Annotated in this window: 23 protein-coding genes; 5 read left to right on the top strand and 18 right to left on the bottom strand. The window is 63.3% G+C overall.

The annotated features are described in order from the left end of the window. Positions 1-153 precede the first annotated feature (153 nt). Both X757_RS156920 and yajC read right to left on the bottom strand, forming a co-directional pair. Positions 154-1149 carry a hypothetical protein gene (locus X757_RS156920; RefSeq protein ID WP_023725685.1) on the bottom strand — a complete coding sequence of 332 codons (996 nt, stop codon included), beginning with the start codon at positions 1147-1149 and terminating at the stop codon, positions 154-156. A gap of 54 nt (positions 1150-1203) precedes the next feature. After that, entirely contained in the window at positions 1204-1551 is a 348-nt protein-coding gene (gene yajC / locus X757_RS156925; RefSeq protein ID WP_023667680.1) for a preprotein translocase subunit YajC, read from the bottom strand. 271 nt (positions 1552-1822) lie between these two features. On the opposite strand from yajC, the gene X757_RS156930 reads away from it, so the two are divergent. Then, positions 1823-2698 carry an ATP-binding protein gene (locus X757_RS156930; protein ID WP_023688224.1) on the top strand — a complete coding sequence of 292 codons (876 nt, stop codon included), beginning with the start codon at positions 1823-1825 and terminating at the stop codon, positions 2696-2698. Between the two features lie 100 nt (positions 2699-2798). On the opposite strand, the gene X757_RS156935 is transcribed toward X757_RS156930, so the two are convergent. From X757_RS156935 to X757_RS156990, 14 genes are all read right to left on the bottom strand, one after another. Then, complete coding sequence (locus X757_RS156935; protein WP_023725684.1) at positions 2799-4301, bottom strand: peptidoglycan DD-metalloendopeptidase family protein; 1503 nt, start codon at positions 4299-4301, stop codon at positions 2799-2801. A gap of 321 nt (positions 4302-4622) precedes the next feature. Beyond that, positions 4623-5276 carry a protein-L-isoaspartate(D-aspartate) O-methyltransferase gene (locus X757_RS156940; protein ID WP_023681647.1) on the bottom strand — a complete coding sequence of 218 codons (654 nt, stop codon included), beginning with the start codon at positions 5274-5276 and terminating at the stop codon, positions 4623-4625. A 26-nt stretch (positions 5277-5302) separates the two neighbouring features. After that, positions 5303-6064 carry a 5'/3'-nucleotidase SurE gene (gene surE / locus X757_RS156945; protein ID WP_023681648.1) on the bottom strand — a complete coding sequence of 254 codons (762 nt, stop codon included), beginning with the start codon at positions 6062-6064 and terminating at the stop codon, positions 5303-5305. Further along, positions 6064-7368, bottom strand: coding sequence for a serine--tRNA ligase (serS, locus tag X757_RS156950; RefSeq protein ID WP_023667685.1), 1305 nt, complete (start codon positions 7366-7368; stop codon positions 6064-6066). The genes surE and serS overlap by 1 nt, the downstream gene beginning before the upstream one ends. A 109-nt stretch (positions 7369-7477) precedes the next feature. Next, positions 7478-8353: a twin-arginine translocase subunit TatC gene (tatC, locus tag X757_RS156955; protein WP_023667686.1), complete on the bottom strand. Its 876-nt coding sequence runs from the start codon at positions 8351-8353 to the stop codon at positions 7478-7480. Further along, positions 8350-9114: a Sec-independent protein translocase protein TatB gene (gene tatB / locus X757_RS156960; protein WP_023725683.1), complete on the bottom strand. Its 765-nt coding sequence runs from the start codon at positions 9112-9114 to the stop codon at positions 8350-8352. Before tatB ends, tatC begins: the two co-directional genes overlap by 4 nt. Before the next feature lie 85 nt (positions 9115-9199). After that, positions 9200-9421, bottom strand: coding sequence for a twin-arginine translocase TatA/TatE family subunit (locus X757_RS156965; RefSeq protein WP_023681650.1), 222 nt, complete (start codon positions 9419-9421; stop codon positions 9200-9202). Between the two features lie 180 nt (positions 9422-9601). Further along, positions 9602-10369, bottom strand: a complete 768-nt coding sequence (scpB, locus tag X757_RS156970) for an SMC-Scp complex subunit ScpB (RefSeq protein WP_023725682.1) — start codon at positions 10367-10369, stop codon at positions 9602-9604. Beyond that, a complete protein-coding gene (locus tag X757_RS156975) occupies positions 10366-11166 on the bottom strand; it encodes a ScpA family protein (RefSeq protein WP_023667690.1) in 801 nt (266 codons plus the stop codon). The genes scpB and X757_RS156975 overlap by 4 nt, the downstream gene beginning before the upstream one ends. 174 nt (positions 11167-11340) lie before the next feature. Continuing rightward, the gene (gene nagZ / locus X757_RS156980; protein WP_023688217.1) at positions 11341-12360 is read right to left on the bottom strand and encodes a beta-N-acetylhexosaminidase; all 1020 of its coding nucleotides are present in this window, start codon (positions 12358-12360) and stop codon (positions 11341-11343) included. A gap of 133 nt (positions 12361-12493) precedes the next feature. Next, positions 12494-13102, bottom strand: coding sequence for an SPOR domain-containing protein (locus tag X757_RS0133605; RefSeq protein ID WP_031251178.1), 609 nt, complete (start codon positions 13100-13102; stop codon positions 12494-12496). Further along, on the bottom strand, positions 13026-16049 hold the full coding sequence (locus X757_RS1000000168855; protein WP_050593926.1) for a hypothetical protein: 3024 nt from the start codon (positions 16047-16049) through the stop codon (positions 13026-13028). The genes X757_RS0133605 and X757_RS1000000168855 overlap by 77 nt, the downstream gene beginning before the upstream one ends. Positions 16050-16152: 103 nt before the next feature. Beyond that, positions 16153-17916, bottom strand: a complete 1764-nt coding sequence (argS, locus tag X757_RS156985; RefSeq protein WP_023725681.1) for an arginine--tRNA ligase — start codon at positions 17914-17916, stop codon at positions 16153-16155. Positions 17917-17978: 62 nt separating this feature from the next. Next, a complete protein-coding gene (locus tag X757_RS156990; RefSeq protein WP_023725680.1) occupies positions 17979-19193 on the bottom strand; it encodes a deoxyguanosinetriphosphate triphosphohydrolase in 1215 nt (404 codons plus the stop codon). Positions 19194-19269: 76 nt separating this feature from the next. On the opposite strand from X757_RS156990, the gene erpA reads away from it, so the two are divergent. From erpA to X757_RS157010, 4 genes are all read left to right on the top strand, one after another. Next, complete coding sequence (gene erpA / locus X757_RS156995; RefSeq protein WP_031199080.1) at positions 19270-19617, top strand: iron-sulfur cluster insertion protein ErpA; 348 nt, start codon at positions 19270-19272, stop codon at positions 19615-19617. Between the two features lie 4 nt (positions 19618-19621). Continuing rightward, a complete protein-coding gene (locus tag X757_RS157000) occupies positions 19622-20014 on the top strand; it encodes a VOC family protein (protein ID WP_023725679.1) in 393 nt (130 codons plus the stop codon). Positions 20015-20022: 8 nt separating this feature from the next. After that, a complete protein-coding gene (gene xth, locus X757_RS157005) occupies positions 20023-20817 on the top strand; it encodes an exodeoxyribonuclease III (protein WP_023667698.1) in 795 nt (264 codons plus the stop codon). Between the two features lie 116 nt (positions 20818-20933). Continuing rightward, on the top strand, positions 20934-21188 hold the full coding sequence (locus X757_RS157010; RefSeq protein WP_245260192.1) for a hypothetical protein: 255 nt from the start codon (positions 20934-20936) through the stop codon (positions 21186-21188). Between the two features lie 300 nt (positions 21189-21488). On the opposite strand, the gene X757_RS157020 is transcribed toward X757_RS157010, so the two are convergent. Together X757_RS157020 and ilvD are read right to left on the bottom strand one after the other, a co-directional pair. Continuing rightward, the gene (locus X757_RS157020; RefSeq protein WP_023667701.1) at positions 21489-22313 is read right to left on the bottom strand and encodes a tetratricopeptide repeat protein; all 825 of its coding nucleotides are present in this window, start codon (positions 22311-22313) and stop codon (positions 21489-21491) included. Then, positions 22300-24024 (bottom strand): dihydroxy-acid dehydratase, encoded by a 1725-nt coding sequence (gene ilvD, locus X757_RS157025; RefSeq protein WP_023725677.1) that lies wholly within the window; start codon positions 24022-24024, stop codon positions 22300-22302. Before ilvD ends, X757_RS157020 begins: the two co-directional genes overlap by 14 nt. Between the last annotated feature and the right edge of the window lie 3 nt (positions 24025-24027).

Raw genomic sequence — 24027 nt, 5'->3', positions numbered from 1 at the left:
TCTTATTTGCCACCGGCTCGCCCTTAACCCGCACTTCGCCGATTGTCGAGCGCGCTGAGGTCAATTTGGCGCTGCCGCCGGCAGCGGTTTCGGCGTCAATCGCCTCTGTCGGTTCCCATTCTAATTCTGATCACCGCCGGGCGCTATCGTGCGCTACTCGACTATTTTCAATTGTGCAGGCATCGGTCCGGAACGCAAAAGCAAGGCCAGATCATCGGCGTTCTCCTTTGTAAGGTTGCCCGATATCTGGCCGCGGCCGTTAAGAATTGGCTCGCGGACGACTGGCACCGAAAGCACTTGGTTGTCGAGGATCATCGCAAATAGCTTGCCGACATTCTGCGAGGTCGCCTGCGCAACGCGTGCCGTTGCCCTGGAATCGAAGGTGAACGAAACCGCCGGCTCATTTGTGACGGAGTTGGGAGTCGCCTGAGCATTGACAATGTCGTCACTGGAAACGATCGTTCGGCTCTCAACCAGATAGGGAACCGGTGGATCGTCCTTCGAATAAACCACCACCGAGCCAGCGGGCGTCCGGCCATTGATCGCATCAGCGACCGGCATCGACTCATCAACCCACTGAAAGGTCAGCATTCCGGTTCGGGTGAGAATTCTCCTCAGCCTTTGCAAATCCGCAACGCCCGAGGTCCGAACCAGCATACCGTCTTCGCCCTCTGGCCGCACTACTGGGTCGGCAACACCAAGATCACGCAGGCGATTCTTAATGACCACGATCGACTGCGCAAGCGCGATCGACATCCGATACTTGATGCCTGTGTCTGTTACCGTGAACTTGAGCAACGCTGCTCCGGTATCATCCAGGATCATTTCCTGAACCGGACCAGCGCTGCCAAGGACAGGATCAGTCACCGCCTTCAATGCCATCTTGGCCGCGCCGACCTGAGCGGCGTCGGTGATATGCACCTGAACGGCCCGACCCGACTTAGCAAGACCAGTATAGCCGATCCTTGCATCGCGCAGCAGCGTCCTGATTTCGTCACGCGTCGCCTCCAACCGGCGATCGATCACATCGGTCGCGTCCAATCGAAGCAGCACGTCCGCGCCGGCAGCGTGAAGACTGGGCGCGTCGACGAGCATTGTGGCCATAGCAAGCCAGATCAGGATCATTTTCAGGCGCGAAAAATGGACCATACGCCGTCTTTTGTCAGAGCTCTGCCCGCGGATCGCTCCGCTTGGGAAACTGGCTTACTTCTTGGCGTTCTGGTTGGCCACCGGCTCGCCCTTGACCCGAACATCGGCGATCGTCGAGCGCAGCGCCGTCACCTTGGTGCCGCCGCCAAGGTCGATCTCAAGCTCATTGTCGTCGATCACCTTGGTCACCTTGCCGACGAAGCCGCCGCCGGTGATGACCGTGTCGCCACGGCGCACGGCCGAGATCATCTCCTGGCGCTTCTTCAACTGGGCGCGCTGCGGCCGGATGATGAGGAAATACATGATCACGAAGATCAGAACGAACGGGAGTATCATGCCGATATCCCCGAACGGACCAAGCGGAGTTCCGGTAGCTTGGGCGTATGCCGGTGTGACGAACATCAAGAACTCCTGGTTACGAAGAAGGCCGTAGGGCGGCCTCGCCAAATTTGGCCGGAATATAGTGGGTAAAGTTACCAATGCAACTGCGCGGCCGGGCTTTCAGCTGCTTTTCCGGCCGGTTGACCCGTGTTAGAGCATGCTCCCGGAATACGGGCGTGGTTTTCGCAAAAGATCATGCCCAAACAAAAGCTTGGAACCAGTTTCTATCTCGCCCGGATCAAGACGATTTCGGCCCCTACGCACGTTCGTGCGGAAACATAAAAGACGAGACATGACCGACAGCACCATCGAGGCCCTGAACCAAAAGCTCGACCGCCTGATCGAGGCGGTCACCCGCCTCGCCCCGCCGCCGGTGCCGCAAACCGATCTTGCGGTTGCCGATTGCTTCGTCTGGCAGGCCGACCCCGGCTATCTCGAGCCGGTGCGCAAGGTCAACCGCGTCGACATCGGCCTGATCCGCGGCGTCGACCGCGTGCGCGACATTCTGGTCGAAAACACGGAACGCTTCGCCGCCGGCCATGCCGCCAACAATGTGTTGTTGTGGGGTGCGCGCGGCATGGGCAAATCCTCGCTGGTCAAGGCCGTGCATGCGCAGATCAACGCCCAGGCCAAATCCGACCTGCCGCTCAAGCTGATCGAGATCCATCGCGAGGATATCGACACGCTGCCCAGGCTGATGGGCCTGCTGAAGGCGGCGCCGTTTCGCTTCATCCTGTTTTGCGACGACCTCTCCTTCGACCATGACGACACCTCCTACAAGTCGCTGAAGGCAGCCCTTGAAGGCGGCGTCGAGGGCCGCCCGGCCAATGTCATCTTCTACGCCACGTCGAACCGCCGGCACCTGTTGCCGCGCGACATGATCGACAATGAGCGCTCGACCGCCATCAACCCGTCCGAGGCGGTCGAGGAAAAGGTTTCGCTGTCCGACCGCTTCGGCCTGTGGCTCGGCTTCCACAAATGTTCGCAGGACGAATATCTCGACATGGTCAACAGCTATGCCAGCCATCACGGGCTCACTATCGACCCGGAGCAGCTGCGCGCCGAGGCGCTGGAATGGGCAACGACGCGCGGCAGCCGCTCGGGCCGCGTCGCCTGGCAGTTCACCCAGGATCTGGCCGGCCGGCTCGGCAAGCCGCTGAACGACTGATTGATTTGCGTCAGGTCACTGAAAAAGCCCGCCCCTTGCGGAGCGGGCTGAGCCGGCGGGCCGGACTGGAGGTCAGACGGCCTGCAAAACGTTTATTGTTCTATTCGAGATAGCCAGAGGGGTCGACCGGGGCCGAGTTCTTGCGCACTTCGAAGTGCAGTTTCGGCGAGTCGGTGGTGCCGCTCATGCCCGACAACGCGATTTCCTGGCCGCGCTTGACCTTCTGGCCGCGCTGCACCTCGATAGAACTGGCGTGGCCATAGACGGTGACCAGCCCGTTTTCGTGGCGCACCAGCACCGTGTTGCCGAATTCCTTGAGGCCGTCGCCGGCATAGATGACCACGCCATTCTCGGCCGCCTTGACCGGCGTTCCCTCAGGCACGGCGATGTCGACACCGTCCTTGCCGCCACCAAAATTGGAGATGACGCGGCCACGCACCGGCCAACGCATCTTGCCGATGCCGGTGGCATCAGGCGCGACAGCATCGTCGTCCTCGGCCTGCTGGATGACCTTGGCATCCTTCTTCGGCGGCGTGTAGGTGGCGAGCGTCTCCGTCGGCTTTGCCGCAGGCTGGGTTGCGGCCGTCGTCACCGGATCAACTTTGGCCGGCTTGGCGCTTGCAACCGTTGCGGTGCCACCGGCGGGAACCTTCAGCGTCTGGCCGATCTTGAGCAGACCGTCCTGCATGCCGTTGGCCTGCTTCAGCGCCACGACGCCAACCCCGGTCTTCCTGGCGATGGAGGACAGGCTATCGCCCGACTGCACCGTGTAGGTGCCGGCACCTGCCTTTGGCGCCGCTGCGGCCGTCTGCTGCGCCGGCTTGTCGGTCTTCGGCTTGTTCGCGGCCGAAGCGTCGACCTGCGCGGCGGACTTGCCGTCCTTGAGCTTCGGCTGCTGCGGCAGCACGGCGACCTTCTCCGGAGCCGGCGTCTTGGGGCTGTTCGCCGGCTTGCCGTCGGCAACTTTCGGCTCGGTCCCCTTGCTCGAATACGCATAGGCCGGGATGACCAGCTTCTGGCCGGTCTTCAGCCCCTTGGTGGCGCTCAAGCCGTTGACCTTCATGATGACGTCGGCCGGCACGTGATAGCGATGGGCGATGCCGGAAATGGTCTCGCCGTCCCTGACGACGATCTCCGTGGCGTGCGGCGTGCCGGCGGCAACTGGTTTCGGATCGGAGTCACCGGCATTCTTGAACGGCCTTGCCGGCTGCACGGTGCCGGTGGTCGTCCTGTCGACATGCGGTGCCGGCGCAAGTGCAGGCGCGGAAGCGGTGCGCATCGGAGCGGCTTTGGGCGCGCTTGGCGGCGGCAGCTGCTGGACGGTGACCGGCTCCAGGCTGGAGCGGCTGACCGACTGGTTATGGCTGCCATCGACAGGTGCTGCAGCGATCGGCTCGGGCGCCACATCGCCCGGATAGGGCTGCGCGGTGCTCTGCTTGTCGATGATGGCGCGCTGATTGTTGGTCGAGGAGGTGAAGACGTCGTCGACACCGTTGAACCGCGAGACCTGGGAGCTACACCCCGCTGCCATTCCGGCTAGCATGAGGACAGCGCAGCCCCGCGACAGAGTACGCCCGTTTGCCTTCATAACACTGAATTGCATCGCACTAACCCGCACAGACCCGGTACACACTGGTCATGATTAAAGCGCGTTAATGTTACTGGCGGGTTAACCCCATAGAATCAGACGCAAATTTTCTTAAAACATTTTCGAATGCGCCGAAGCTGCGTTGATTCAGATCGGCCCGAGTCGAAAATGACAGGTTCTGAGAACCGGCCTACGCCGCCGTAGCCTTCATAGAGCGGAGGCATTTATGACGGCTTCGGCCGGCGAAGGCCGGAGCGGAGCGTACTCAAACACGTGAGCATCGGATGCGCAGGAACCTGCCATTTGCAGGCCGGCCTCACCTGAATATCAGTGCACCTAAATAACCGCCGCAACGCTGCGCAGGATCGGCTGCAGGCGCACGGTGCCGATATCCTCGCGCTCGAAGCGGCTGCCGACCTTGGTCAGCTTGGCCAGCACCTGCTCGCCCTCCTCCGGCCCGATCGGGGCAATGACGATGCCGCCGCTCGACAATTGGTCGAGCAGGAAGCGCGGCAGGCTGTCGAAAGCCGCCCAGGCTACGATGCGGTCGAACGGCGCTTCGTTGGCAAGGCCGGTGGAACCATCGGCCTGGCGCACGATGACATTGCCGATGCCGAGCGCCTCGAAGCGTTGCCTGGCCTGCTCGGCCAGCGTCTTGTAGCGGTCGACGCTGACGATGCGAGCCGCGAGCCGCGACATCACCGCTGCCGTGTAGCCCGAGCCGGTGCCGATCTCGAGCACCCGGTTGCCGGGCTCTATTGCCAGGGCCGCAATCACCGCCGCCTGCAGATCGGCGCCCTCGATCGCCTCGCCGCATTCGATCGGCAGCATGCCGTCCGACCAGGCGATGGAATGGAACTGGCCGTTGAGGAAGCCGCGCCGCGGCGTCGCCTCGAAGGCTGCGATCAGCGCCTTCGGCACCGCGCCTTGGCCGCGCAGGCGCAGCAGGAAAGCGGCAAAACCCTCGCGATCGTCGAGCGGCAAGTTCATGCCAGAACCTTCTTCATGCGAACACCTTATTCAGACAGCGCCTTGGTCAGTTGGTCACGGATTTCATGCGCGGTGAGGTCAAGCTGCAGCGGCGTCACAGACACGAGCCGGTTGCGCAGAGCATGGAGATCGGTGCCCTGCTTGCCCTCGACCGGCTCGCGGCCGAAGCGCAGCCAGTAATAAGGCAGGCCGCGCCCGTCGCGGCGCTCGTCGACCCACAGGCTGTGCACCAGCTTGCCTTGCGACGTCACGACGGTGCCGGCGACCTCGTCAGGCAGACAGTTGGGAAAGTTGACGTTGAGCAGCACACCGTCGGGCAGCGGCATGGCGACGAGCTTTTTCAGCAGCGCCGGCGCCAGCACCTCGGTGGTCTCGTAGGGAACGACGCGGTCCTCGCCGACATAGGAATAACCCTGGCTGAGTGCGATCGAGCGGATGCCGAGCAGCGCGCCTTCCATGGCGCCGGCGACGGTACCGGAATAGGTCACGTCGTCGGCGATGTTGGCGCCGGAATTGACGCCCGACAGGATCAGGTCCGGCGCGCCTGGCAGGATCTTCTTGACGCCCATGATGACGCAGTCGGTCGGCGTGCCGCGCACGGCGTAGTGTTTCTCGCCGATCTTGCGCAACCGGAGCGGCTCCGAGATCGACAGCGAATGCGCGTAGCCGGACTGGTCCTGCTCCGGCGCCACCACCCAGACATCGTCCGACAGCGTGCGGGCGATGCGTTCGAGCGACGCGAGGCCCTCCGCATGGATGCCGTCATCATTGGTCAGAAGAATGCGCATTATTTCGATTCGATCTTCGCCAGACCGCCCATATAAGGCCGCAGCACTTCAGGAATGGTTACGCTGCCATCCTCATTCTGGTAGTTTTCGATGACGGCAATCAGCGCACGGCCGACAGCGGTGCCCGAACCGTTCAGCGTGTGCACAAAGCGGTTGCCCTTGCCGTCCCTGTCCTTGTAGCGGGCATCCATGCGCCTGGCCTGGAAGTCGCCGCACACTGAACAGGACGAGATCTCGCGATAGGCGTTCTGTCCCGGCAGCCAGACCTCGATGTCGTAGGTCTTGCGCGCGCCAAATCCCATGTCGCCCGTGCACAGGACCATGGTGCGGAACGGCAATTCCAGTCGCTTCAGCACCTCTTCGGCGCACTGCGTCATCCGCTCGTGCTCGGCGAGCGAAGACTCCTGGTCGGTGACCGAGACCAGCTCGACCTTGTAGAACTGGTGCTGGCGCAACATACCGCGCGTGTCGCGGCCGGCGGAGCCCGCTTCCGAGCGGAAGCACGGCGTCAGCGCCGTATAGCGCAGCGGCAGCTTTTCATGGGCCGTGATTTCTTCGCGCACCAGGTTGGTGAGCGGGACCTCGGCGGTTGGAATCAACCCGAGCCGGCCATCGCCATGCTGCACGAAGAACAGGTCGTCCTCGAATTTCGGCAGCTGGTTGGTCCCGAAAAGCACTTCGTCGCGCACCATCAGTGGCGGGATGACTTCTTCATAGCCATGCTCGGTCGTGTGCAGATCGAGCATGAACTGGCCGATGGCGCGCTCCATCCGCGCCAGCCCGCTCTTCAGCACGGTGAAGCGTGATCCCGACAGCTTTGCCGCCCGCTCGAAATCCATCATGCCGAGCGCTTCGCCGATCTCGAAATGCTCCTTCACCCAGTTCGGCCGGGTCGGCACCTCGCCGACGATATGCTTGACGACATTGTCGTGCTCGTCCTTGCCGACCGGCACGTCGTCGAGCGGCACATTCGGCAGCACCGCCAGCGCATCGTTCAGCGTCTTGTCGAGCTCGCGCTCGCGCGCCTCGCCATTCTGGATGAAGGTCTTGATATCGCCGACTTCGGCCTTGAGCTTTTCGGCAAGTGCCGTGTCGCCCGAACGCATGGCGTTGCCGATCTCCTTCGAGGCGGCGTTGCGGCGTTCCTGCTTGGTCTGTAGCTCGGTGACGTGCTCGCGCCGCGCTTCGTCCTTCTTGATCAGCTCATCGACCGTGGACTGCGCCTCGTCAGCCGACCACGAGCGCTTGGCCAGCGCCTCGACAAGTGCCTTCGGGTTGTCGCGAATCCATTTGATGTCAAGCATGGTTGGTCGTCCTCGAGCTAAGGCCTGAGGGCGTAAACCGCATCCTTCATCGATGCAAGATGGCGGCTGTCGCGTTTTTCCGCTAACGCGGATACCCGAACGCGACAGCCTATGAACGAGCCTGCTTTGAGGACGCGTCCGCCGCCTTTTCGGCCACGGCTTCGGCGGCTTCCTGCTTCTCGCGCGCCAGCTTCTGCTTGACCTGATCGCGCTCGATCAGCCGGGCCGCCCAGATCGACACCTCGTAGAGCAGGATGGTCGGGATGGCCAAACCGATCTGGCTCATCGGATCAGGCGGCGTCAGCACCGCCGCGACGACGAAGGCGATGACGATCGCCCATTTGCGCTTCTCGGCCAGCGCCTTCGACGACAGCATGCCGACGCGCGTCATCAGGCTGGTCACCACCGGCAGCTGGAACACCAGGCCGAAGGAGAAGATCAGCGTCATGATCAGGCTGAGATATTCCGACACTTTCGGCAGCAGCGAAATCTGCACCTGGTCGTCGGTGCCGGCCTGCTGCATGGCGAGGAAGAACCACATCACCATCGGCGTGAAGAAGAAATAGACCAGCGACGCTCCCATCAGGAACAGGATCGGCGATGCGATAAGGAACGGCAGGAAGGCGTTGCGTTCGTTCTTGTAGAGGCCTGGCGCGATGAATTTGTAGATCTGCGTGGCGATCAGCGGAAAGGCGATGACCATGCCGCCGAACATGGCGAGCTTGACCTGGGTGAAGAAGAATTCCTGCGGCGCCGTATAGATCAGCTCGACCTTGTGCGGATCGAGCCCGGCCCACTGCGTGGCCCATTTGAACGGAACGACCAAAAGATTGAACAGCTTCTTGGCAAAGAAGAAGCAGACGAGGAAGGCGACGAAGAAACCGCCGATCGACCAGATCAGCCGCCGGCGCAGTTCGATCAGATGCTCCATCAGCGGAGCCGACGACTTCTCGATCTCGTCCTTTTCGCTGTCCGTAATGCTCACTTGGCGGCCCCCGCCGTCTTCTTGGACGCGGGCTTCGTGGCCGGCGCAGGCTTCGGCTCAGCCTTTGCGACTGCCTTCGGTGCAGCAGCGGGCTTGGTGGCGGCTTTTCCAGGTGCAGCCTTGGCGGGCGCCGCTGACGGCTTGGCCGCAACCTTCGCCGCAGGCGCCGGCTTTGCCGGTGCTGCCTTGGCTGGCGCTGTTTTGGTTGCCGGGGCCTTTGATATCGCAGCCCCCTTGGCGCGTGATATCGCAGCCCCCTTGGCGCGCGCGTTTCGTGGCGCTGCTGTTGCTGCAGCCGGTGTCACCACCGCCTGATCGGTCATCGCCGGAAGGATCGGCGCCGCCGGCGCTGTTTCCGGTCCGTTGACACCCGGCATCACCGTTGCGCCGTTCTTGAGCGGCTCGGCCGGCTGTGGTGTTTCTGCCGCGGGCGTTGAGGGGTCGACGGCGGGCTTCGGCTTCATCACCGCATCGACGCCGGAGCGAACCTCGGCTGCCGCCTGTTCGAACGGATTGAGCTGCTTGCGGATTTCGGCCGCCGGATTGAGGCCGCGCAGCGTATCGACAGACTTCTTGACGTCGTCGAGCTCGGCTTCCTTCAACGCCTCGTTGAACTGCTTCTGGAAGTCGGAGGCCATGGCACGCAGCTTCGCCGTCGTGCGGCCGAAGGTGCGCAGCATATTGGGCAAATCCTTGGGTCCGACGACCACGATCATGACGATCGCGATCACCAGCATTTCGGTCCAGCCGACTTCAAACATGGCAATCAGTTCCGACTAGTGCTTGTCGCCCAAGAGTGCGAAGCGGCTTTTGGACACGACTTGCTCAAAAGCAACAACCTCGGGCTCAGCTCTTGCTGGCCTTTTCCTTCACTGCCGAAACGGTCTCGTCCGGGCGGTGCTCGACGGTGCGCTTGTCTTCGGCGGTATCGTCGTCGGCCATGCCCTTCTTGAAGCTCTTGATGCCCTTGGCCATGTCGCCCATCAGCTCGGGTATCTTGCCGCGGCCGAACACCAGCAGCACGATCACCAGCACGATCATCCAGTGCCAAATCGAAAATGAACCCATTGTAACTCTCTCTCGAATGTTTTCCCTGGCGATGATCTATGCGTTTTCGCGTTGGGATTCAAACACAACAGCGACAAAGTTTATGAAGGCGCGGCTTATGTCACGCATTTTCGGCAAAGCTGCCCGCTACCAATCGGCGCATCTACCGCAGCAATGCAGCTTTTTGACAGCGGCTTGCGGTCAATCTTCCGTGACGCGCGGCGTCAGCAGGCCGAGTTCCTCGAGATCGATGTCGGTCAACGCATCCTCGTCCTCGGTCAGCGCGTCCGGATCGGCCGGCGGCAACGGGATGGCGAAATTCGACGGCATGCGGCCGGAGAGCAGCCCTGCCCCCTTCAGTTCGTCCATCCCGGGAAGATCGCGGATCTCCTCCAGTGCGAAATGGTCGAGGAAAGTGTCTGTCGTGCCGTAGGTGACGGGACGGCCGGGCGTGCGGCGGCGGCCGCGCATGCGCACCCATTCCGTTTCGAGCAGCGTATCCAGCGTGCCCTTCGAGGTCTCGACGCCTCTGATGTCCTCGATCTCGGCGCGCGTCACCGGCTGGTGGTAGGCGATGATCGCCAGCACTTCGAGCGCGGCGCGCGACAGCTTGCGCTGCTGCACCGTGTCGCGGCTCATCAGGAAGGCGAGATCGCCGGCGGTACGGAACGCCCAGGCATCGCCGACCCGAACCAGATTGACGCCGCGCCGCGCATAGATCTGCTGCAGCTCAGCCATGGCAGCGGCAATGCTGATGCCATCGGGCAATCTGGCTGCGAGCTGCTTTTCGCTGACCGGCTCGGCGCTGGCGAACACGATCGCCTCGGCCATGCGTATGGCTTCGGCCATATGCAGCCGTTCGCCAGGATTCAGAAGCAGGGTATCAATCGGGTCCTGGGCGATAATGCCCTCCTCGGTCTCTTCTTCGACCTTGAACGGAATGACCGAAGCGTTGGCGCGTTCGCTCATGATGCCACCTCGACTGCCTTGATTGGTTGCGCGCGGCCGCGCAGATAGAGCGGCGCGAACACCTGGTCCTGTCGCATCTCGATGCTGCCTTCGCGCACCAGTTCCAGCGACGCCGCAAACGAGCTGGCAATCGCGGTACGCCGTTCGTCCGGGCTGGTCAGGTAATTGATCAGATAGCTGTCCAGCGCCGTCCAGTCGCGCAGCGAGCCGATCAGCCGGGTCAGGATATCGCGCGCATCCTTGAGCGACCACACGCCACGCCGGGCAATTGTCACATTGGTGATCGCCTGTTTCTGGCGCTGCTGCGCATAGGCGGTGAGCAAATCGTAGAGCGAGGCCGAATAGGCGTTACGCTTCTCGACGATGACCATCTCAGGCATGCCGCGTGCAAACACGTCGCGGCCGAGCCGGTTGCGGTTGACCAGCCTTGCCGAGGCGTCGCGCATGGCCTCCAGACGCTTCAGCCGGAACTGCAGCACCGCGGCCAGTTCCTCGCCGCTTTCGCCTTCTTCGCCGGGCTGCTTGGGGATGAGGAGCTTCGACTTGAGGAAGGCCAGCCACGCCGCCATCACCAGGTAGTCGGCGGCAAGCTCAAGCCTTAGCGCCCTCGCCGTCTCGACGAAGGTCAGATACTGCTCGACCAGCGCCAAGATGGAAATCCGCGACAGATCGACCTTTTGGTTGCGGGCGAGATGCAGCAAGAGATCGAGCGGACCTTCGAACCCGGCGACGTCGACGACAAGCGACGGGTCGCCGGTGACCCGTGAATCGTCGTTCTCGGCCCACAGACGGTCCATCGGTGCGGCCTTCGCAGCCTTGCTGTCCAATGTTTCCGCCACTTGTTCCTTTACCTCTGGTTAGAGCATGATGCCGAAAAGTGTGAAACGGTTTTCGGACGACATCATGCTCTCTCTATCTAATTTAGAGACGGATTCAGATTTCAGGTCGAACAGACCTGAAATCATCCGTCTCTAGGCCACCGCATCGAAATAGGTGGCAAACTCGGCGCGTATCTCGGTTTCGTCGGCCCGGTCGCGATCCCTTATATAGGTCAGCGCCCGGTTGGCGCGCTCCAGCGACGTCCCTTCAAGTCCCGTGGTTCGCGATGCGATGCCTGCCATCTCCTCGAAAACGCCATTGCAGTGAAGGACCAGATCGCAGCCCGCCGCAAGGATCGAGGCCGCCTTTGTCGGGAAATCCCCAGAAAGTGCCTTCATCGAGGTGTCGTCGCTCATCAACAGCCCGTCGAAGCCGATCTCGCGGCGGATGATCTCGTCGATGACCTTGCCTGAGGTGGTCGCTGGGTTGTTCGGATCGATGGCGCTGTAGACGACATGCGCCGTCATCGCCATCGGCAGATGGCTAAGCTCGCGGAAAGGGGCGAAATCATGCCGCTGCAGGTCGCTCAGCGAGGCGTCGACCACAGGCAGCTCGAAATGCGTGTCGGCGAAGGCGCGTCCATGGCCCGGAATATGCTTCATGACCGGCAACACGCCGCCCGACATCAGCCCTTCCGCGGCGGCGCGGCCAAGTTCGATGACCGGGCGCGGTTCCTTGCCATAGGCGCGCGCGCCGATGACGTCGCTGGCGCCCTCGATCGGCACGTCCAGCACCGGCAGGCAATCGGCAGAGATACCGTAGCGCAACAGGTCGAAGGCGTGCAGCCGTGCCATCAGCCAGGCAGCCCGGGTGCCGGCATCATGGTCCTTGCGCCACAATGCGCCGAGCGCACCGCCGGCGGGATAGTTCGGCGCCAGCGGCGGCCGCAGGCGCTGCACCCGGCCACCTTCCTGATCGATGAACACCAGCGCATCGGGGCGCCCGATACAGTCGCGCATTTCGGCGACCAGATCGCGGATCTGCTCCGTTTCGCCGATATTGCGCGCAAACAGGATGAAGCCCCACGGGCATTCATTGCGATAGAAACGGATTTCTTCGCGGGTCAGCGATTTCCCGGCACAGCCGAGGATCATGGATTTTGATTCGGTCATTCCACCAGTTTAGGGCTTCGCGCCGCCAAAGGGAATCTCCCCGGACGGCAAGCGCCTCAACCTCTCGCCCATCCACATGAAAAAGCCGGCGCGATCCTTGGGAACGCGCCGGCTCTGATAGTTGGATCCGGCCTTACCGCGACACGAAGCAGTTGCCGCCGGCAGCCTTGTAGCTGGTGCACAGATTGATCGCATCGTTGCGCGATTGCGCAGGCACCCGGACACGGTAGAAGGTGCCCTTGCCGGCGATCTCCGCCTTGACGATGTTGGCGGTGCGACCGGCGAGCACATTTCCATAGCGGCGCTGCAGGTCGGCGTAGTTGGCCTGGGCGCTTTCGACCGTCGGCTGCGAAGCGATCTGCATCGACCACGAACCGCCCGATGTCGAAGCCGTCGCCGGGATGGAGGCAACCTGGTCGGGCTTGACCTCGCCGACCACGTCGACCGGCTGGTCGGACGGGCGCTGCGGCGCCACGGCAACCGTCTGCGGCGTGTTGGCGGACTGGGTCTCAGCCTTCGGCGCAGCCGCCGGCTTCACCGGCTTGACCGGCTTGGCGGTCTCGGCACTTGCCTGGTCGCTATTTGCCTGATCGGCAGGCGCCACGGTGCCGGTCTGCTCGGCATCGGCCGAAGGGGCGACGTGCTGCGGCGCCGGGTCAAGCGGCTCAGTCGCCGCAACCTGCGGCGCGGCCGGCGTCGAGTCCTCGCGTGCCACCAACGAGCCGTCGGGCTTGACCACCATGGNCGTGCTGCGGCGCCGGGTCAAGCGGCTCAGTCGCCGCAACCTGCGGCGCGGCCGGCGTCGAGTCCTCGCGTGCCACCAACGAGCCGTCGGGCTTGACCACCATGGTCCGCACCTTGCGCGGGGCAACGGCGACCGTATCGGGGTTCTTCTCGGCTTCCTGCAGCACCTGCGCAATGCGGTCCTCGGATTTTGGCGCCGGCGCGACAGCCGCGTCGGGGTTGCCGGCAGCGTCGGGGTTGACGGCAGCTTCGGGGTTGCCGGCAGCGTCGGGGCCTGGGGCAGTGTCGTCGGGCGACAGATCGACGACGCGGCTTTCAGGCTCCTGCGCCTTCACATCGACCGGCTCTTCGGTGTTGGTGACCAGCTTCTCCTGAACCGGCTCGGCCGGCTTGGTGCCCTTGGCGACCGCATCATAAACCTTGTTGTCCTGGTTCGGCACCACGGCGCCGCCCGGATTTTCGGGCTTGACCTTGATCGGCCTGTTGTCGGCTTTGACAATGACCGGCGCATCGCTGCCGCCCTTGCCGCCGAACGACAAGGCGAAGGCGCCAAGGCCGCCGGCAATCGCAACCGCAGCAACGACCCCCGCGACCAGCAGCCCGCTCCTGCGCGGCCGTGCGGCTTCCTGCTCGGCGAGGCCCGGCACCGCCATTGCCTCGTCCAGATCCGGATCGTAGTCGAGTTCGTCGACCGCGAAATCGTCGGCCTGCGAAACCGGCTGGCTGCCGGGCAGATCGTCCATGTCGAAGCCGCCCGCGGCATCGGCGTGGTGAGCTTGCGTGGCTGCAAGCACTTCGGCTGGCCGCGCCGCATAGGCGCGCTGGTCGAGCTCGTGGCCCGAACTGAAGCTGGAACTGTAGGAATCGTCATCATAGCCGGCACTGCGTGCGGCAGTGGGCGGCGCCACTTCCACCGCGTTCATGTCGTTGAGCATGCCGGCGAATTCGGCGTCGATGTCGTCATAGGCGGCCGGCTCGTCTTGCTCGAAGCTGAGTTCTGGAATGTCGAGGTCGTCGGCAATCGCCACCACACGCTCCGGCACATCGACCGTCTCGACATCCGGCATCTCGTCATAGGCCTGAGGCGGCGCCTGGCGCGATGGCGTCGGCGCCACATAGGCAGCAGCGGCAACCGGCTGGTCGCGATAGCTTGGCGCTGCCGCCGGCGGCATGGACGGCTTTTCTGCAAAAGAAGCTTGCGGCTGCGCTGCAAAAGAAGGTTGCGGCTGCGCTGCAAAGGAAGGCTGGGCCGGGGTGGGAGTCACGCGGCTCCACGAACGCGCCGGCTCCGGCGGCGTCGAGCGCCAATCGCCAGCGACCGGTGCTGCCGTATCGTCATGACCGAGATCGATGCCCTTGGCCAGCGCCGCGTCGAAGGCGTGATCATCGAACTCGATCTCGGGCACATGGCCTTCAAGTTCGCCGGCAAGCAGATCGTCGAAATCGGCATCGTCCGCCTGGGCCTCCTGAGGAGCCGGCGCGTGTTCGTCCAGGTCCCAGTCGAGATTATCGACCGGAGCGACCGGCGTCGCGACGGACCGCTGCACCGGGGCAACCGGCTCATAAGTCCTGGTGGGCTCGATGGCGGCAGCCCTGGTGGGCTCGGTGACCACCGGAATCGGGGCGACTGGCGCCGGGCGTGGTGTGGTCATGGCGCCAAGCAGCGCGTTGAGTTCATCTTCCAACGTCCGTTCGTCAGCGACCGGAGCGGCCGGGGTCGCCATATTGGTAGGCGCCACATAGGCTGGTGCGACCGGAGTTGGCTGAACCGGAGCGGGTGCGGTCTCGGCCACCGGCTCGTGATCGGCAAGCGCATCATCGATGCTCAGATCGAAATCGTCGAATGCTTCGTGCGCAGTCTCATGAGAGGGGCTGGCCTCCACGGTCCAGGCTGGCGTCTCGTCCACTTCCGGCGCATCCATCTCAACCGGCGCGCTGGCCTGCAGATCGCTGACATCCAGATCGCGCTCTTCCGGATCCTCGGCCTCAACAGGCTGAGCCTCGAAAGCCTGAGGCTCGAAATGCTCGGCCGCAGAATCCTGGGCTGCAAAATCCTGGGCTGCAAAATCCTGGGCCGCAAAGTCCATGTCGACATCGGCCATCGCGTCATCGAAATGACCCGCAAAATCCTCGTCGGCAACAGCGTGGTCGGCGGAGCCGACGGCGTCGAAGGTATGGATCGGCGCCTCGGCTACTGGCGCGGCATACTGGTCCTGCGCCGGCGCAGGACCGTCCAGCGTCAGCTCGTCTTCCAGCGACATCGAGACGGCATTGTCGAAATCATCGTCGAACGCGAGATCGTCGGCAGGCGCAGCAGCAACCTGCGCGACATCTGCGGCATGGGCGACGGTCGCATCGTCATCGAGCAGCAACCCCTGCTCGAGCGAAGCGGCAAGCTCGTCATCCATCGGCAGGTCGTCTTCGAGCGGCGATACGTTTTCCAGCGAACTGGCCACGGCATTGTCGAAATCGTCATCGAATGCAGCTTCGTCGAATGCGGGCTCGGCAAACCAAGGTTCGGCAACCGAGGGTTCAACGGGAGCAGCCGCAGCCTGCGGGCCAGCGCCGAAATCCAGATCGGCGGCATCGTCGAAGACGAAATCATATTCCAGCGAAGCAGCCAGCGCATCGTCCATCGCGGCATCGGTGGTTTCCGGCTCGCGAATCTCGGCAGCAGGTTCGTAGGGCTCAGCGGCAGGCTGGTGAACCTCGGGAGCCGGCTGGCTGGCCTCCATGGAACCGACTTCATCGCCGAATTCGCCCATCAACTCCTTCTCGAGGTCGATGTCGAAATCGCCCTCGTCTGCAGCCGTCTCGACGGCTGGCGCCTGCGGCTTGACCGGCTGGCGCGGATCGAAACCCATGATCCTGGTCAGTTCAGCGAACGGATCATCTTCGGCGATGTCGTTGTTGTCGGCTACTCTCAGCTGGGTTCTGTCTGCCATTATTGTTCCCGAACTCGCACTCATTCGGACGCCATGGACGTCGCGTAGGGTTGGCCCTTACCAGCGCAATGTGGGCAAATGGTGACAGGTGTTTTAGTTAAACCTAACGCATCTCAGTGGGCGCATCAGCCCCAATCAGCGTCAGGCCGGAGGTCAAAACATCCGAAACAGCCTGCACCAGCCCTAGTCTGGCATGAGTCAATTGTCGGTCGTTAACCTTAACAAAACGTAAGTCGGCATTCTCGGTGCCCCGATTCCAGTGTCCATGGAAGCTGGAAGCCAGATCGTAGAGGTAGAATGCCAGCCGGTGCGGCTCCAGCGCAAGGGCCGCAGATTCGACCAGCCGGGGATATTCAGCCAGCTTCCGGATCAGGCCGATCTCGCCCTCGTCGGTGAGCGACGCCGAGGCCGCGGCCAGGCTGTTGCGGTCGAAATTGGCCTCGCCCAGTTGCTCGCTCGCCTGCCGGAACACCGAATGACAGCGCGCCGAAGCGTACTGCACGTAGAACACGGGATTGTCCTTGGACTGTTCGGTGACCTTGGCGAAATCGAAGTCGAGCGGCGCGTCGCTCTTGCGGTAGAGCATCATGAAGCGGATCGCATCGCGGCCCACCTCCTCCACCGCTTCGCGCAAGGTCACGAAGTCGCCCGACCGCTTCGACATCCGAACCGGTTCGCCATCGCGAAACAGCTTCACCAGATTGCACAGGAGCACCGTGAGTTGCAGCTTCAGATCATCGCCTGCAATCGCCCGCGCCAGCGCTTCCAGCCGCTTGACGTAGCCGCCATGGTCGGCGCCCAGCACATAGATCAGGCCGACGAAACCGCGGTCGACCTTGTCCTTGAGATAGGCGACGTCGGCGGCGAAATAGGTGAACGAGCCGTCGGACTTGACCAGCGCCCGGTCCATGTCGTCGCCGACCGCCGTCGAGCGAAACAGCGTCTGCTCGCGGTCTTCCCAGTCGTCCGGCTTCTCGCCCTTGGGCGGCGGTAGCTTGCCCTTGTAGATATGGCCTTTCAGCGTCAGATCGTTGATCGCCGAGCGGATTTTTTTGGCATTGTCGGCATGCAGCGTGCGCTCGGAGAAGAAAACGTCGTGATGCACATTGAGCAACGCCAGATCCTCGCGGATCATCACCATCATGGCGTCGATCGTGCGGTCCTTGACGATTGCCAGCGACTCATCGTCGGGCATCTGCAAGAGCTTGCGGCCAAATTCGGCAGCCAGCACCTGACCGACCGGCACAAGGTAATCGCCGGGATAGAGGCCGGCCGGTATCTCGCCAATGTCGTCGCCCAGCGCTTCGCGGTAGCGCAGGAAGGCCGAACGCCCGAGCACGTCGATCTGCGCGCCGGCGTCGTTGATGATGTATTCCTTGGTGACGTCATAGCCGGCGAAGGCCATCAGATTGGCGAGCGTGTCGCCGACAACCGCGCCCCGGCAATGGCCGACATGCATCGGCCCGGTCGGATTGGCCGAGACATATTCGACATTGGTCTTCTTGCCGCCACCAATGGTCGAGCGGCCGTAGTTTTGCCCCTCGCCGAGCACCGCGGTCAGATGTGCCTGCCAGAAAGCGTCCTTGAGCCGGAGATTGACGAAGCCGGGACCGGCGACGTCGGCTTCGGCAACATCGGCGTCGCTGCGCAGCACTTCCACCAGCCGCTCGGCCAGCGCCCGCGGGTTGTGCCCTGTCGGCTTGGCCAGTACCATCGCCGCATTGGTGGCGAGATCGCCATGGCTGGCGTCGCGCGGCGGCTCGACGGCGATGCGCGACAGGTCGGGCGAAACGCCATTACTGTCTTTCAAATCAAGCGCTTCGACGGCTTTTGTGATTCGCGCGCTGAAATCGGCGAAGATGTTCATGGGTCTTGCTCTGGCGGACTGTGCAGGGGAACCGGCTCATTGGCCGGCAAATCGCGCCCGCCCTAGCTTAAATCGGGCGTATGGTCAAACAGACGGCGGTGTTCCTTCAAGGCGTAGGTATCCGTCATCCCCGCCAGGAAATCGGCGACGCTGCGCGCCTTGATGCGGTCCTCCGCCCGGTCGAGCCCCTCCCGCCAGCCGTCCGGCATGGCGCGCGGATCGGCGAAATAGACATCGAACAGCTCGCGCACGATCTGCTCGGCCTCAATGCGAACGCGCATCACCTCGTCATGCCGGTAGAGATGCTTGTAAAGAAAGGTCTTCAAATCCTTCTCGGTCGCCGCCATGTCTGCGGAAAAGGTCACCATCGTCTCGCCCGCCGCCCGCACCGCTTCGGCGCTGTCAGGCTTGATGCGCTCCAGATTGGCGGTGGTGGAAACAATGACGTCCTCGACCATCATCGTGATCTGCCGGCGCATCAGCTCATGGCCGGTGCGCACATCGTCCAGGCCCGGATAGCGCGCGCGCACGCTTGCCAGGATCGATCCCGGCAGCGCCACCGTTTCCAGCATGTCCAAGGTCAGGAAGCCGGAGCGCAGGCCGTCGTCGATGTCATGGGTGTTGTAGGCGATATCGTCGGCGATCGCAGCACATTGCGCCTCGATGCCGGCGAAATGGTCGAGTTCGAGGTCGTGCAACTCGGAATAGTCGCGGATCGCCTGCGGCACCGGGCCTTTGAGCCCTTTTCCCTTGGCGTCGGTCAGCGGGCCATTGTGCTTCACCAGGCCTTCCAGCGTTTCCCAGGTCAGGTTCAGCCCGTCGAACTCGGCATAGCGCCGCTCCAGCCGCGTCACCACGCGCAGCGACTGCGCATTGTGGTCGAAGCCGCCCCATTGGGCCATCCGCTCGTTCAGCGCGTCCTCGCCGGTATGGCCGAACGGCGTGTGACCGAAATCGTGCACCAAGGCGACCGCCTCGGCCAGATCCTCGTCGCCGCGCAGCGCTCGCGCCAGAGCCCGCGCAATCTGCGCCACCTCGATCGAATGCGTCAGCCGGGTGCGGTAGTGATCTCCTTCATGGGCGACGAACACCTGCGTCTTGTGCTTCAGGCGGCGGAAGGCAGTCGAATGAATGATACGGTCGCGGTCGCGCTGGAATGGCGTGCGAGTCGGGCTCTCGACCTCGTCATAGAGCCGCCCGCGCGACCTGGCTGGGTCGCTGGCATAGGCCGCGCGCGGCCGATAGCCGAACCCAATGTCGCCAAGCTCATTTGTCATGGCTGATGCCGCCGCAGTTGACTTGCCCCTTCCCGCTTCATACCTATCATGTGAAACTGAAAGCAAGGTGACGCCCATGGGCGCTGATGCCAAGACTGCCATGAAAGTCGAGATGACCGAGTCCGCCGCCAGGCGGATCGCGAAAATCGTCTCTGGCGAGGCCGGCAAGACGGCGCTGCGCGTCTCCGTAGAGGGCGGCGGCTGCTCCGGCTTTTCCTACAAGTTCGACCTGGTCAATACGCGCAACGACGACGACGTCGCCATCGAAAAGGACGGCGCCACCGTGCTGATCGACGATTTGTCGCTGGTCTATATGGGCGGCTCGGTGATCGACTTCGTCGACGATCTGATGGGCCAATCGTTCCAGATCCGCAACCCCAATGCAGTCGCCTCCTGCGGCTGCGGCACCAGTTTCTCCATCTAGGCAGATGTCCGGCGTCGGCGCGGTCCGTCAGGTCGCACTGTCGGCCGGGCGCGATCTCGACGTGACGCTGGCCTTCTGGCGCGATGTGCTCGGCCTCAACGTTCACGCCCGCTACGATCCGCCGGGCATCGCCTTCATCATGGCCGGTGAGATCAGGTTGCTGTTCACCGATGGCGTTCCGGCCGGCACCGTCTATCTCGATATAGCCGGGCTCGAAGCCTTCCACGCCGAGCCGAAAGCGTCCGGCGTTCCCTTCACCGCACCGCCGGCGCTCGTCCACAACGACACCGAAGGCACGTTCGGAACGGCGGGGGAAAGCGAGTGGATGGCCTTTCTAAAGGACCCGGCAGGCAATACGATCGGGCTTGTCGAACGTCTTTCGCCCGAACATCCCTGAGGCCGCCCATGAAAATCGTTACCTGGAACATAAACGGCATTCGCGCCCGCATCGGCAACCTCACCCACTGGCTGAGCGAAAGCCAGCCCGACATCGTCTGCCTGCAGGAGATCAAGTCGGTCGACGAGCAGTTCCCGCGCGCCGAGATCGAGGCGCTTGGCTACAACGTGGAAACCCATGGCCAGAAGGGCTTTAACGGCGTCGCCCTACTGTCGAAACTTCCGTTCGACGAGGTTATCAGAGGCCTGCCCGGTGATGACGCCGACGAGCAGGCGCGCTTCATCGAGGGCGTGTTCTCGACCGACCAGGGCGCGCTGCGCGTCGCCTCGCTCTATCTGCCCAACGGCAATCCCATCGATGACGAGAAGAAATTTCCTTACAAGCTGGCCTGGATGGAGCGGCTGCATCGCTGGGCCGAGCAGCGGCTGCTTCTGGAGGAGGCGCTGGTGCTGGCCGGCGACTACAATGTCATCCCCGAGCCGGTCGATGCGCGCTTCCCCGAGAACTGGCTTGGCGATGCGCTGTTCCAGCCGCAGACCCGGCAGGCCTTCCGGCGACTGAAGAATCTCGGCTTTACCGAGGCGGTGCGCGCCGTCACCGATGCCGCCGACGTCTACACCTTCTGGGATTACCAGGCCGGCGCCTGGCAGAAGAACAACGGCATCCGCATCGACCATCTGCTGTTGTCACCCGAAGCGGCCAACCGCTTTTCCTCGGCCTCGATCGAAAAGCATGTGCGCGCCTGGGAAAAGCCTTCCGACCACGTGCCGGTGGCGATCGATCTGGCGCTGCTGCCGGCTTGATATCAGCCGAAACCCTGATGTCGCCACAATCGCGCCATTCAGTCAGAGATCAGCATGGCGGCTGGGGTTCCATGGCACTACGATTCCTCCTTTGTCCAATCGGCCTGGCATTTGCCATGGCCTCCCCTGCAGCGGCACTTGCCGACCAGCAGTGCCTGGCCAATGGCAAGTCCTACCAGGTCGGCCAGGTCACCTGCCTGACGGTTTCAGACAAGAGCCATATGGCCCGCTGCGACCTGGTGCTCAACAACACCTCATGGACCAAGATCGGCGACAGCTGCCCCGACAGCACGATGAAGCCGCATCTGCACGTCACGCCGATCTCGATGCCGGTACACAGAGCGGCGCCGGCGGAACTCACCGAGAACTGATGGATGTGAGCTAATCTCCCCCCTTGAGGGGGAGATGGCCGGCAAGCCAGAGGGGGGCGCGAAGAAACGCGACCTTTCGGTCAAACAAGCTCACCCTCTCAGTCCAACCCGGGCAAACTTTAGTCAACTGAAATGCCAGCGGGACAGCGCCCCCCTCTGCCCTGCCGGGCATCTCCCCCGCAAGGGGGGAGATCAGTCGTTNGTCGAGGCACGCACCTGCTACCGGTTGTGAGGTCGGCGGGACAGCACCCCCCTCTGCCCTGCCGGGCATCTCCCCCTCAAGGGGGGAGATTGGCAATTTCACTGGTCGCCGCCGCCCTTGGTCAGGATGTCGTCGGCAAGCGAAATGGCAGTGCGACGGTCGGCTTCGCCGGCGGCGGCAAATGCCTCTTCCTGCATGCCGCGGATCCACGGCTGGTCGCTCGGCGAGGCGCGTTCGAGCGCGGCGGTCATCATGGCCAGCCCGCGCACGATCTTGCCGCTCTGGAACAGAAGATTGCCGAGCGTCGCCTGGGCGCCGGCATGGCCTTTTTCGGCGGCGAGCTGGAACCAGCGGCCGGCCTGCTTGACGCTGGCCTTGACGCCGCCCTCGCCCTTCAAAAACATCTGGCCCATCTCGAACTGAGCGTTCGGGTTGCGGTAATTGGCGGCCGCGCGCATGTAATATTCCTGCGCCGCGACCTCGTTTTCCTCGACCGGGCTGCCGGGGATGCCTGTCCGGAGATAGTCGCCCAGCGCCACCAGCGCGTCGGAGACATAGCTTTCCTCCGGCGATCCCGGCTCGACATCCTGATCGACGATCTCGGAGAAGAATTTGAAGGCCGCATAGTCGTCGCGCGTCACGCCGTCGCCTTCGGCGTACATGCGCGCGAGCTTCCAGGTGGCGCCGATCTGGCCGTTCTCGGCGGCGTATTTATAGGCCTCGACCGCCTGTTCCTTGTGGCCGCTCTTGTAAGCGGAGAAGCCGAACTGGAACACGGCCCATGGGCTCGATTGCGGCTTCACGCCGGTCTTGTCGTCGAACACCTTGTCGTCGAAGGCCATGGCCTGGCCCACGGCGCCAAAGATCGCAACAGCGACCAGTGCCGGAAGGACAGACGACCTCAACAACTCAGATATCCGCATAGCAATGTGTTTCTTTGGCACCGCCCGGATGGGTGACCGCGCCGTCGCGGGCAGCCCCTACCGTCTGTGCGTATTTCCAGATCGCGCCCGACTGATAGTCGGTCGTGCGCGCCTTCCAGGCCTTCGCCCGCGTTGCCAGTTCGGCCTCGGACAGGTCGACCTCGATCGTGCCTTTGGTTGCATCGATCGAAATCACATCGCCGTCTTTCAAGAGCCCGATCGGGCCGCCCACGGCAGCTTCGGGCCCGACATGGCCGATGCAGAAACCGCGCGTTGCGCCCGAGAAACGACCGTCGGTGATGAGAGCGACCTTGCCGCCCATGCCCTGACCGTAGAGCGCCGCCGTCGTCGACAGCATCTCGCGCATGCCCGGGCCGCCGCGCGGACCTTCGTAACGGATGACGAGAACCTCGCCTTCCCGGTAGTTGCGGTGCGTGACCGCCTCGAAACATTCCTCTTCCGAATCGAAACACCGTGCCGGACCTGAGAATTTCAGCTCCGTCATGCCCGCGACCTTCACGATCGCGCCTTCGGGGGCAAGGTTGCCCTTCAAGCCCACGACACCGCCGGTTTGGGTGATTGGTCGGTTGGCGGGACGGACCACATCCTGGCTATCATTCCAGGCAACATGCTCCATGTTTTCGGCCAAAGTACGGCCAGTCACGGTCATGCAGTCGCCATGGAGGTAGCCGTGGTCGAGCAGCGTCTTCATCAACAGCGGAATGCCGCCGGCCTCGAACATGTCCTTGGCGACATATTTGCCGCCCGGCTTGAGGTCGGCGATGTAGGGCGTCTTCTCCAAAATCGCGGCAACGTCGAACAGGTCGAACTTGATGCCTGCCTCATGCGCGATCGCCGGCAGGTGCAAAGCCGCATTGGTCGAGCCGCCGGTGGCCGAAACCACGGTCGCCGCGTTCTCCAGCGCCTTCAGCGTGACGATGTCGCGCGGCCGGATGTTCTTCGCGACAAGCTCCATGATCTTTTCGCCAGAGGCGAAATTGAAGCGGTCGCGCATCTCGTAGGGCGCCGGCGCGCCGCAGGAATAGGGCAGCGCCAAGCCAATCGCCTCGGCGACGGTGGCCATGGTGTTGGCGGTGAACTGGGCACCGCAGGAGCCGGCCGAAGGACAGGCGACCTGTTCGATCTCGAGCAGCTCGGCGTCGCTGATCGTGCCGACCGAATGCTGGCCGACAGCCTCGAACACATCCTGCACGGTGATCTGGCGGCCGCGATAGCTGCCGGGCAGGATCGAGCCGCCATAGATGAAGATCGACGGCACGTTGAGCCGCACCATGGCCATCATCATGCCGGGCAGCGACTTGTCGCAGCCGGCAAGGCCGACCAGCGCATCGTAGCAATGGCCGCGCATGGTGAGTTCGACCGAATCGGCGATGACATCGCGCGACACCAGCGACGACTTCATGCCCTGGTGGCCCATGGCGATGCCGTCGGTGACGGTGATGGTGCAGAATTCGCGCGGCGTGCCGTTGGCGGCCGCGACACCTTTCTTGACCACTTGCGCCTGGCGCATCAGCGAGATGTTGCAAGGCGCCGCCTCGTTCCAGCAGGAAGCAACGCCGACCAGCGGCTGCGCGATCTCGGCTGCCGACAACCCCATCGCATAGAGATACGAACGATGCGGCGCACGCGCCGGACCAACGGTCACATGGCGGCTAGGCAGCTTGGCCTTGGAAATGACTTTGGCGTCCATACT

The organism is Mesorhizobium sp. LSHC412B00 (genome assembly GCF_000503035.1).
In the GTDB taxonomy this organism is placed as follows: Bacteria; Pseudomonadota; Alphaproteobacteria; order Rhizobiales; family Rhizobiaceae; genus Mesorhizobium.
This window is presented reverse-complemented; position numbering and strand designations above follow the sequence as displayed.

What these genes read in the sequence shown, in the direction of transcription:
- yajC (WP_023667680.1), bottom strand. Translation starts at nt 1,551, where the DNA reads ATGTTCGTCACACCGGCATACGCCCAAGCTACCGGAACTCCGCTTGGT.
- X757_RS156990 (WP_023725680.1), bottom strand. Translation starts at nt 19,193, where the DNA reads ATGACAAATGAGCTTGGCGACATTGGGTTCGGCTATCGGCCGCGCGCG.
- xth (WP_023667698.1), top strand. Translation starts at nt 20,023, where the DNA reads ATGAAAATCGTTACCTGGAACATAAACGGCATTCGCGCCCGCATCGGC.
- X757_RS157000 (WP_023725679.1), top strand. Translation starts at nt 19,622, where the DNA reads ATGTCCGGCGTCGGCGCGGTCCGTCAGGTCGCACTGTCGGCCGGGCGC.
- nagZ (WP_023688217.1), bottom strand. Translation starts at nt 12,360, where the DNA reads ATGACCGAATCAAAATCCATGATCCTCGGCTGTGCCGGGAAATCGCTG.
- X757_RS157020 (WP_023667701.1), bottom strand. Translation starts at nt 22,313, where the DNA reads ATGCGGATATCTGAGTTGTTGAGGTCGTCTGTCCTTCCGGCACTGGTC.
- ilvD (WP_023725677.1), bottom strand. Translation starts at nt 24,024, where the DNA reads ATGGACGCCAAAGTCATTTCCAAGGCCAAGCTGCCTAGCCGCCATGTG.
- X757_RS156965 (WP_023681650.1), bottom strand. Translation starts at nt 9,421, where the DNA reads ATGGGTTCATTTTCGATTTGGCACTGGATGATCGTGCTGGTGATCGTG.
- X757_RS157010 (WP_245260192.1), top strand. Translation starts at nt 20,934, where the DNA reads ATGGCCTCCCCTGCAGCGGCACTTGCCGACCAGCAGTGCCTGGCCAAT.
- tatB (WP_023725683.1), bottom strand. Translation starts at nt 9,114, where the DNA reads ATGTTTGAAGTCGGCTGGACCGAAATGCTGGTGATCGCGATCGTCATG.
- argS (WP_023725681.1), bottom strand. Translation starts at nt 17,916, where the DNA reads ATGAACATCTTCGCCGATTTCAGCGCGCGAATCACAAAAGCCGTCGAA.
- erpA (WP_031199080.1), top strand. Translation starts at nt 19,270, where the DNA reads ATGGGCGCTGATGCCAAGACTGCCATGAAAGTCGAGATGACCGAGTCC.
- X757_RS156920 (WP_023725685.1), bottom strand. Translation starts at nt 1,149, where the DNA reads ATGGTCCATTTTTCGCGCCTGAAAATGATCCTGATCTGGCTTGCTATG.
- serS (WP_023667685.1), bottom strand. Translation starts at nt 7,368, where the DNA reads ATGCTTGACATCAAATGGATTCGCGACAACCCGAAGGCACTTGTCGAG.
- surE (WP_023681648.1), bottom strand. Translation starts at nt 6,064, where the DNA reads ATGCGCATTCTTCTGACCAATGATGACGGCATCCATGCGGAGGGCCTC.
- X757_RS156940 (WP_023681647.1), bottom strand. Translation starts at nt 5,276, where the DNA reads ATGAACTTGCCGCTCGACGATCGCGAGGGTTTTGCCGCTTTCCTGCTG.
- X757_RS156935 (WP_023725684.1), bottom strand. Translation starts at nt 4,301, where the DNA reads ATGCAATTCAGTGTTATGAAGGCAAACGGGCGTACTCTGTCGCGGGGC.
- X757_RS156930 (WP_023688224.1), top strand. Translation starts at nt 1,823, where the DNA reads ATGACCGACAGCACCATCGAGGCCCTGAACCAAAAGCTCGACCGCCTG.
- X757_RS0133605 (WP_031251178.1), bottom strand. Translation starts at nt 13,102, where the DNA reads ATGGTGGTCAAGCCCGACGGCTCGTTGGTGGCACGCGAGGACTCGACG.
- X757_RS156975 (WP_023667690.1), bottom strand. Translation starts at nt 11,166, where the DNA reads ATGGACCGTCTGTGGGCCGAGAACGACGATTCACGGGTCACCGGCGAC.
- scpB (WP_023725682.1), bottom strand. Translation starts at nt 10,369, where the DNA reads ATGAGCGAACGCGCCAACGCTTCGGTCATTCCGTTCAAGGTCGAAGAA.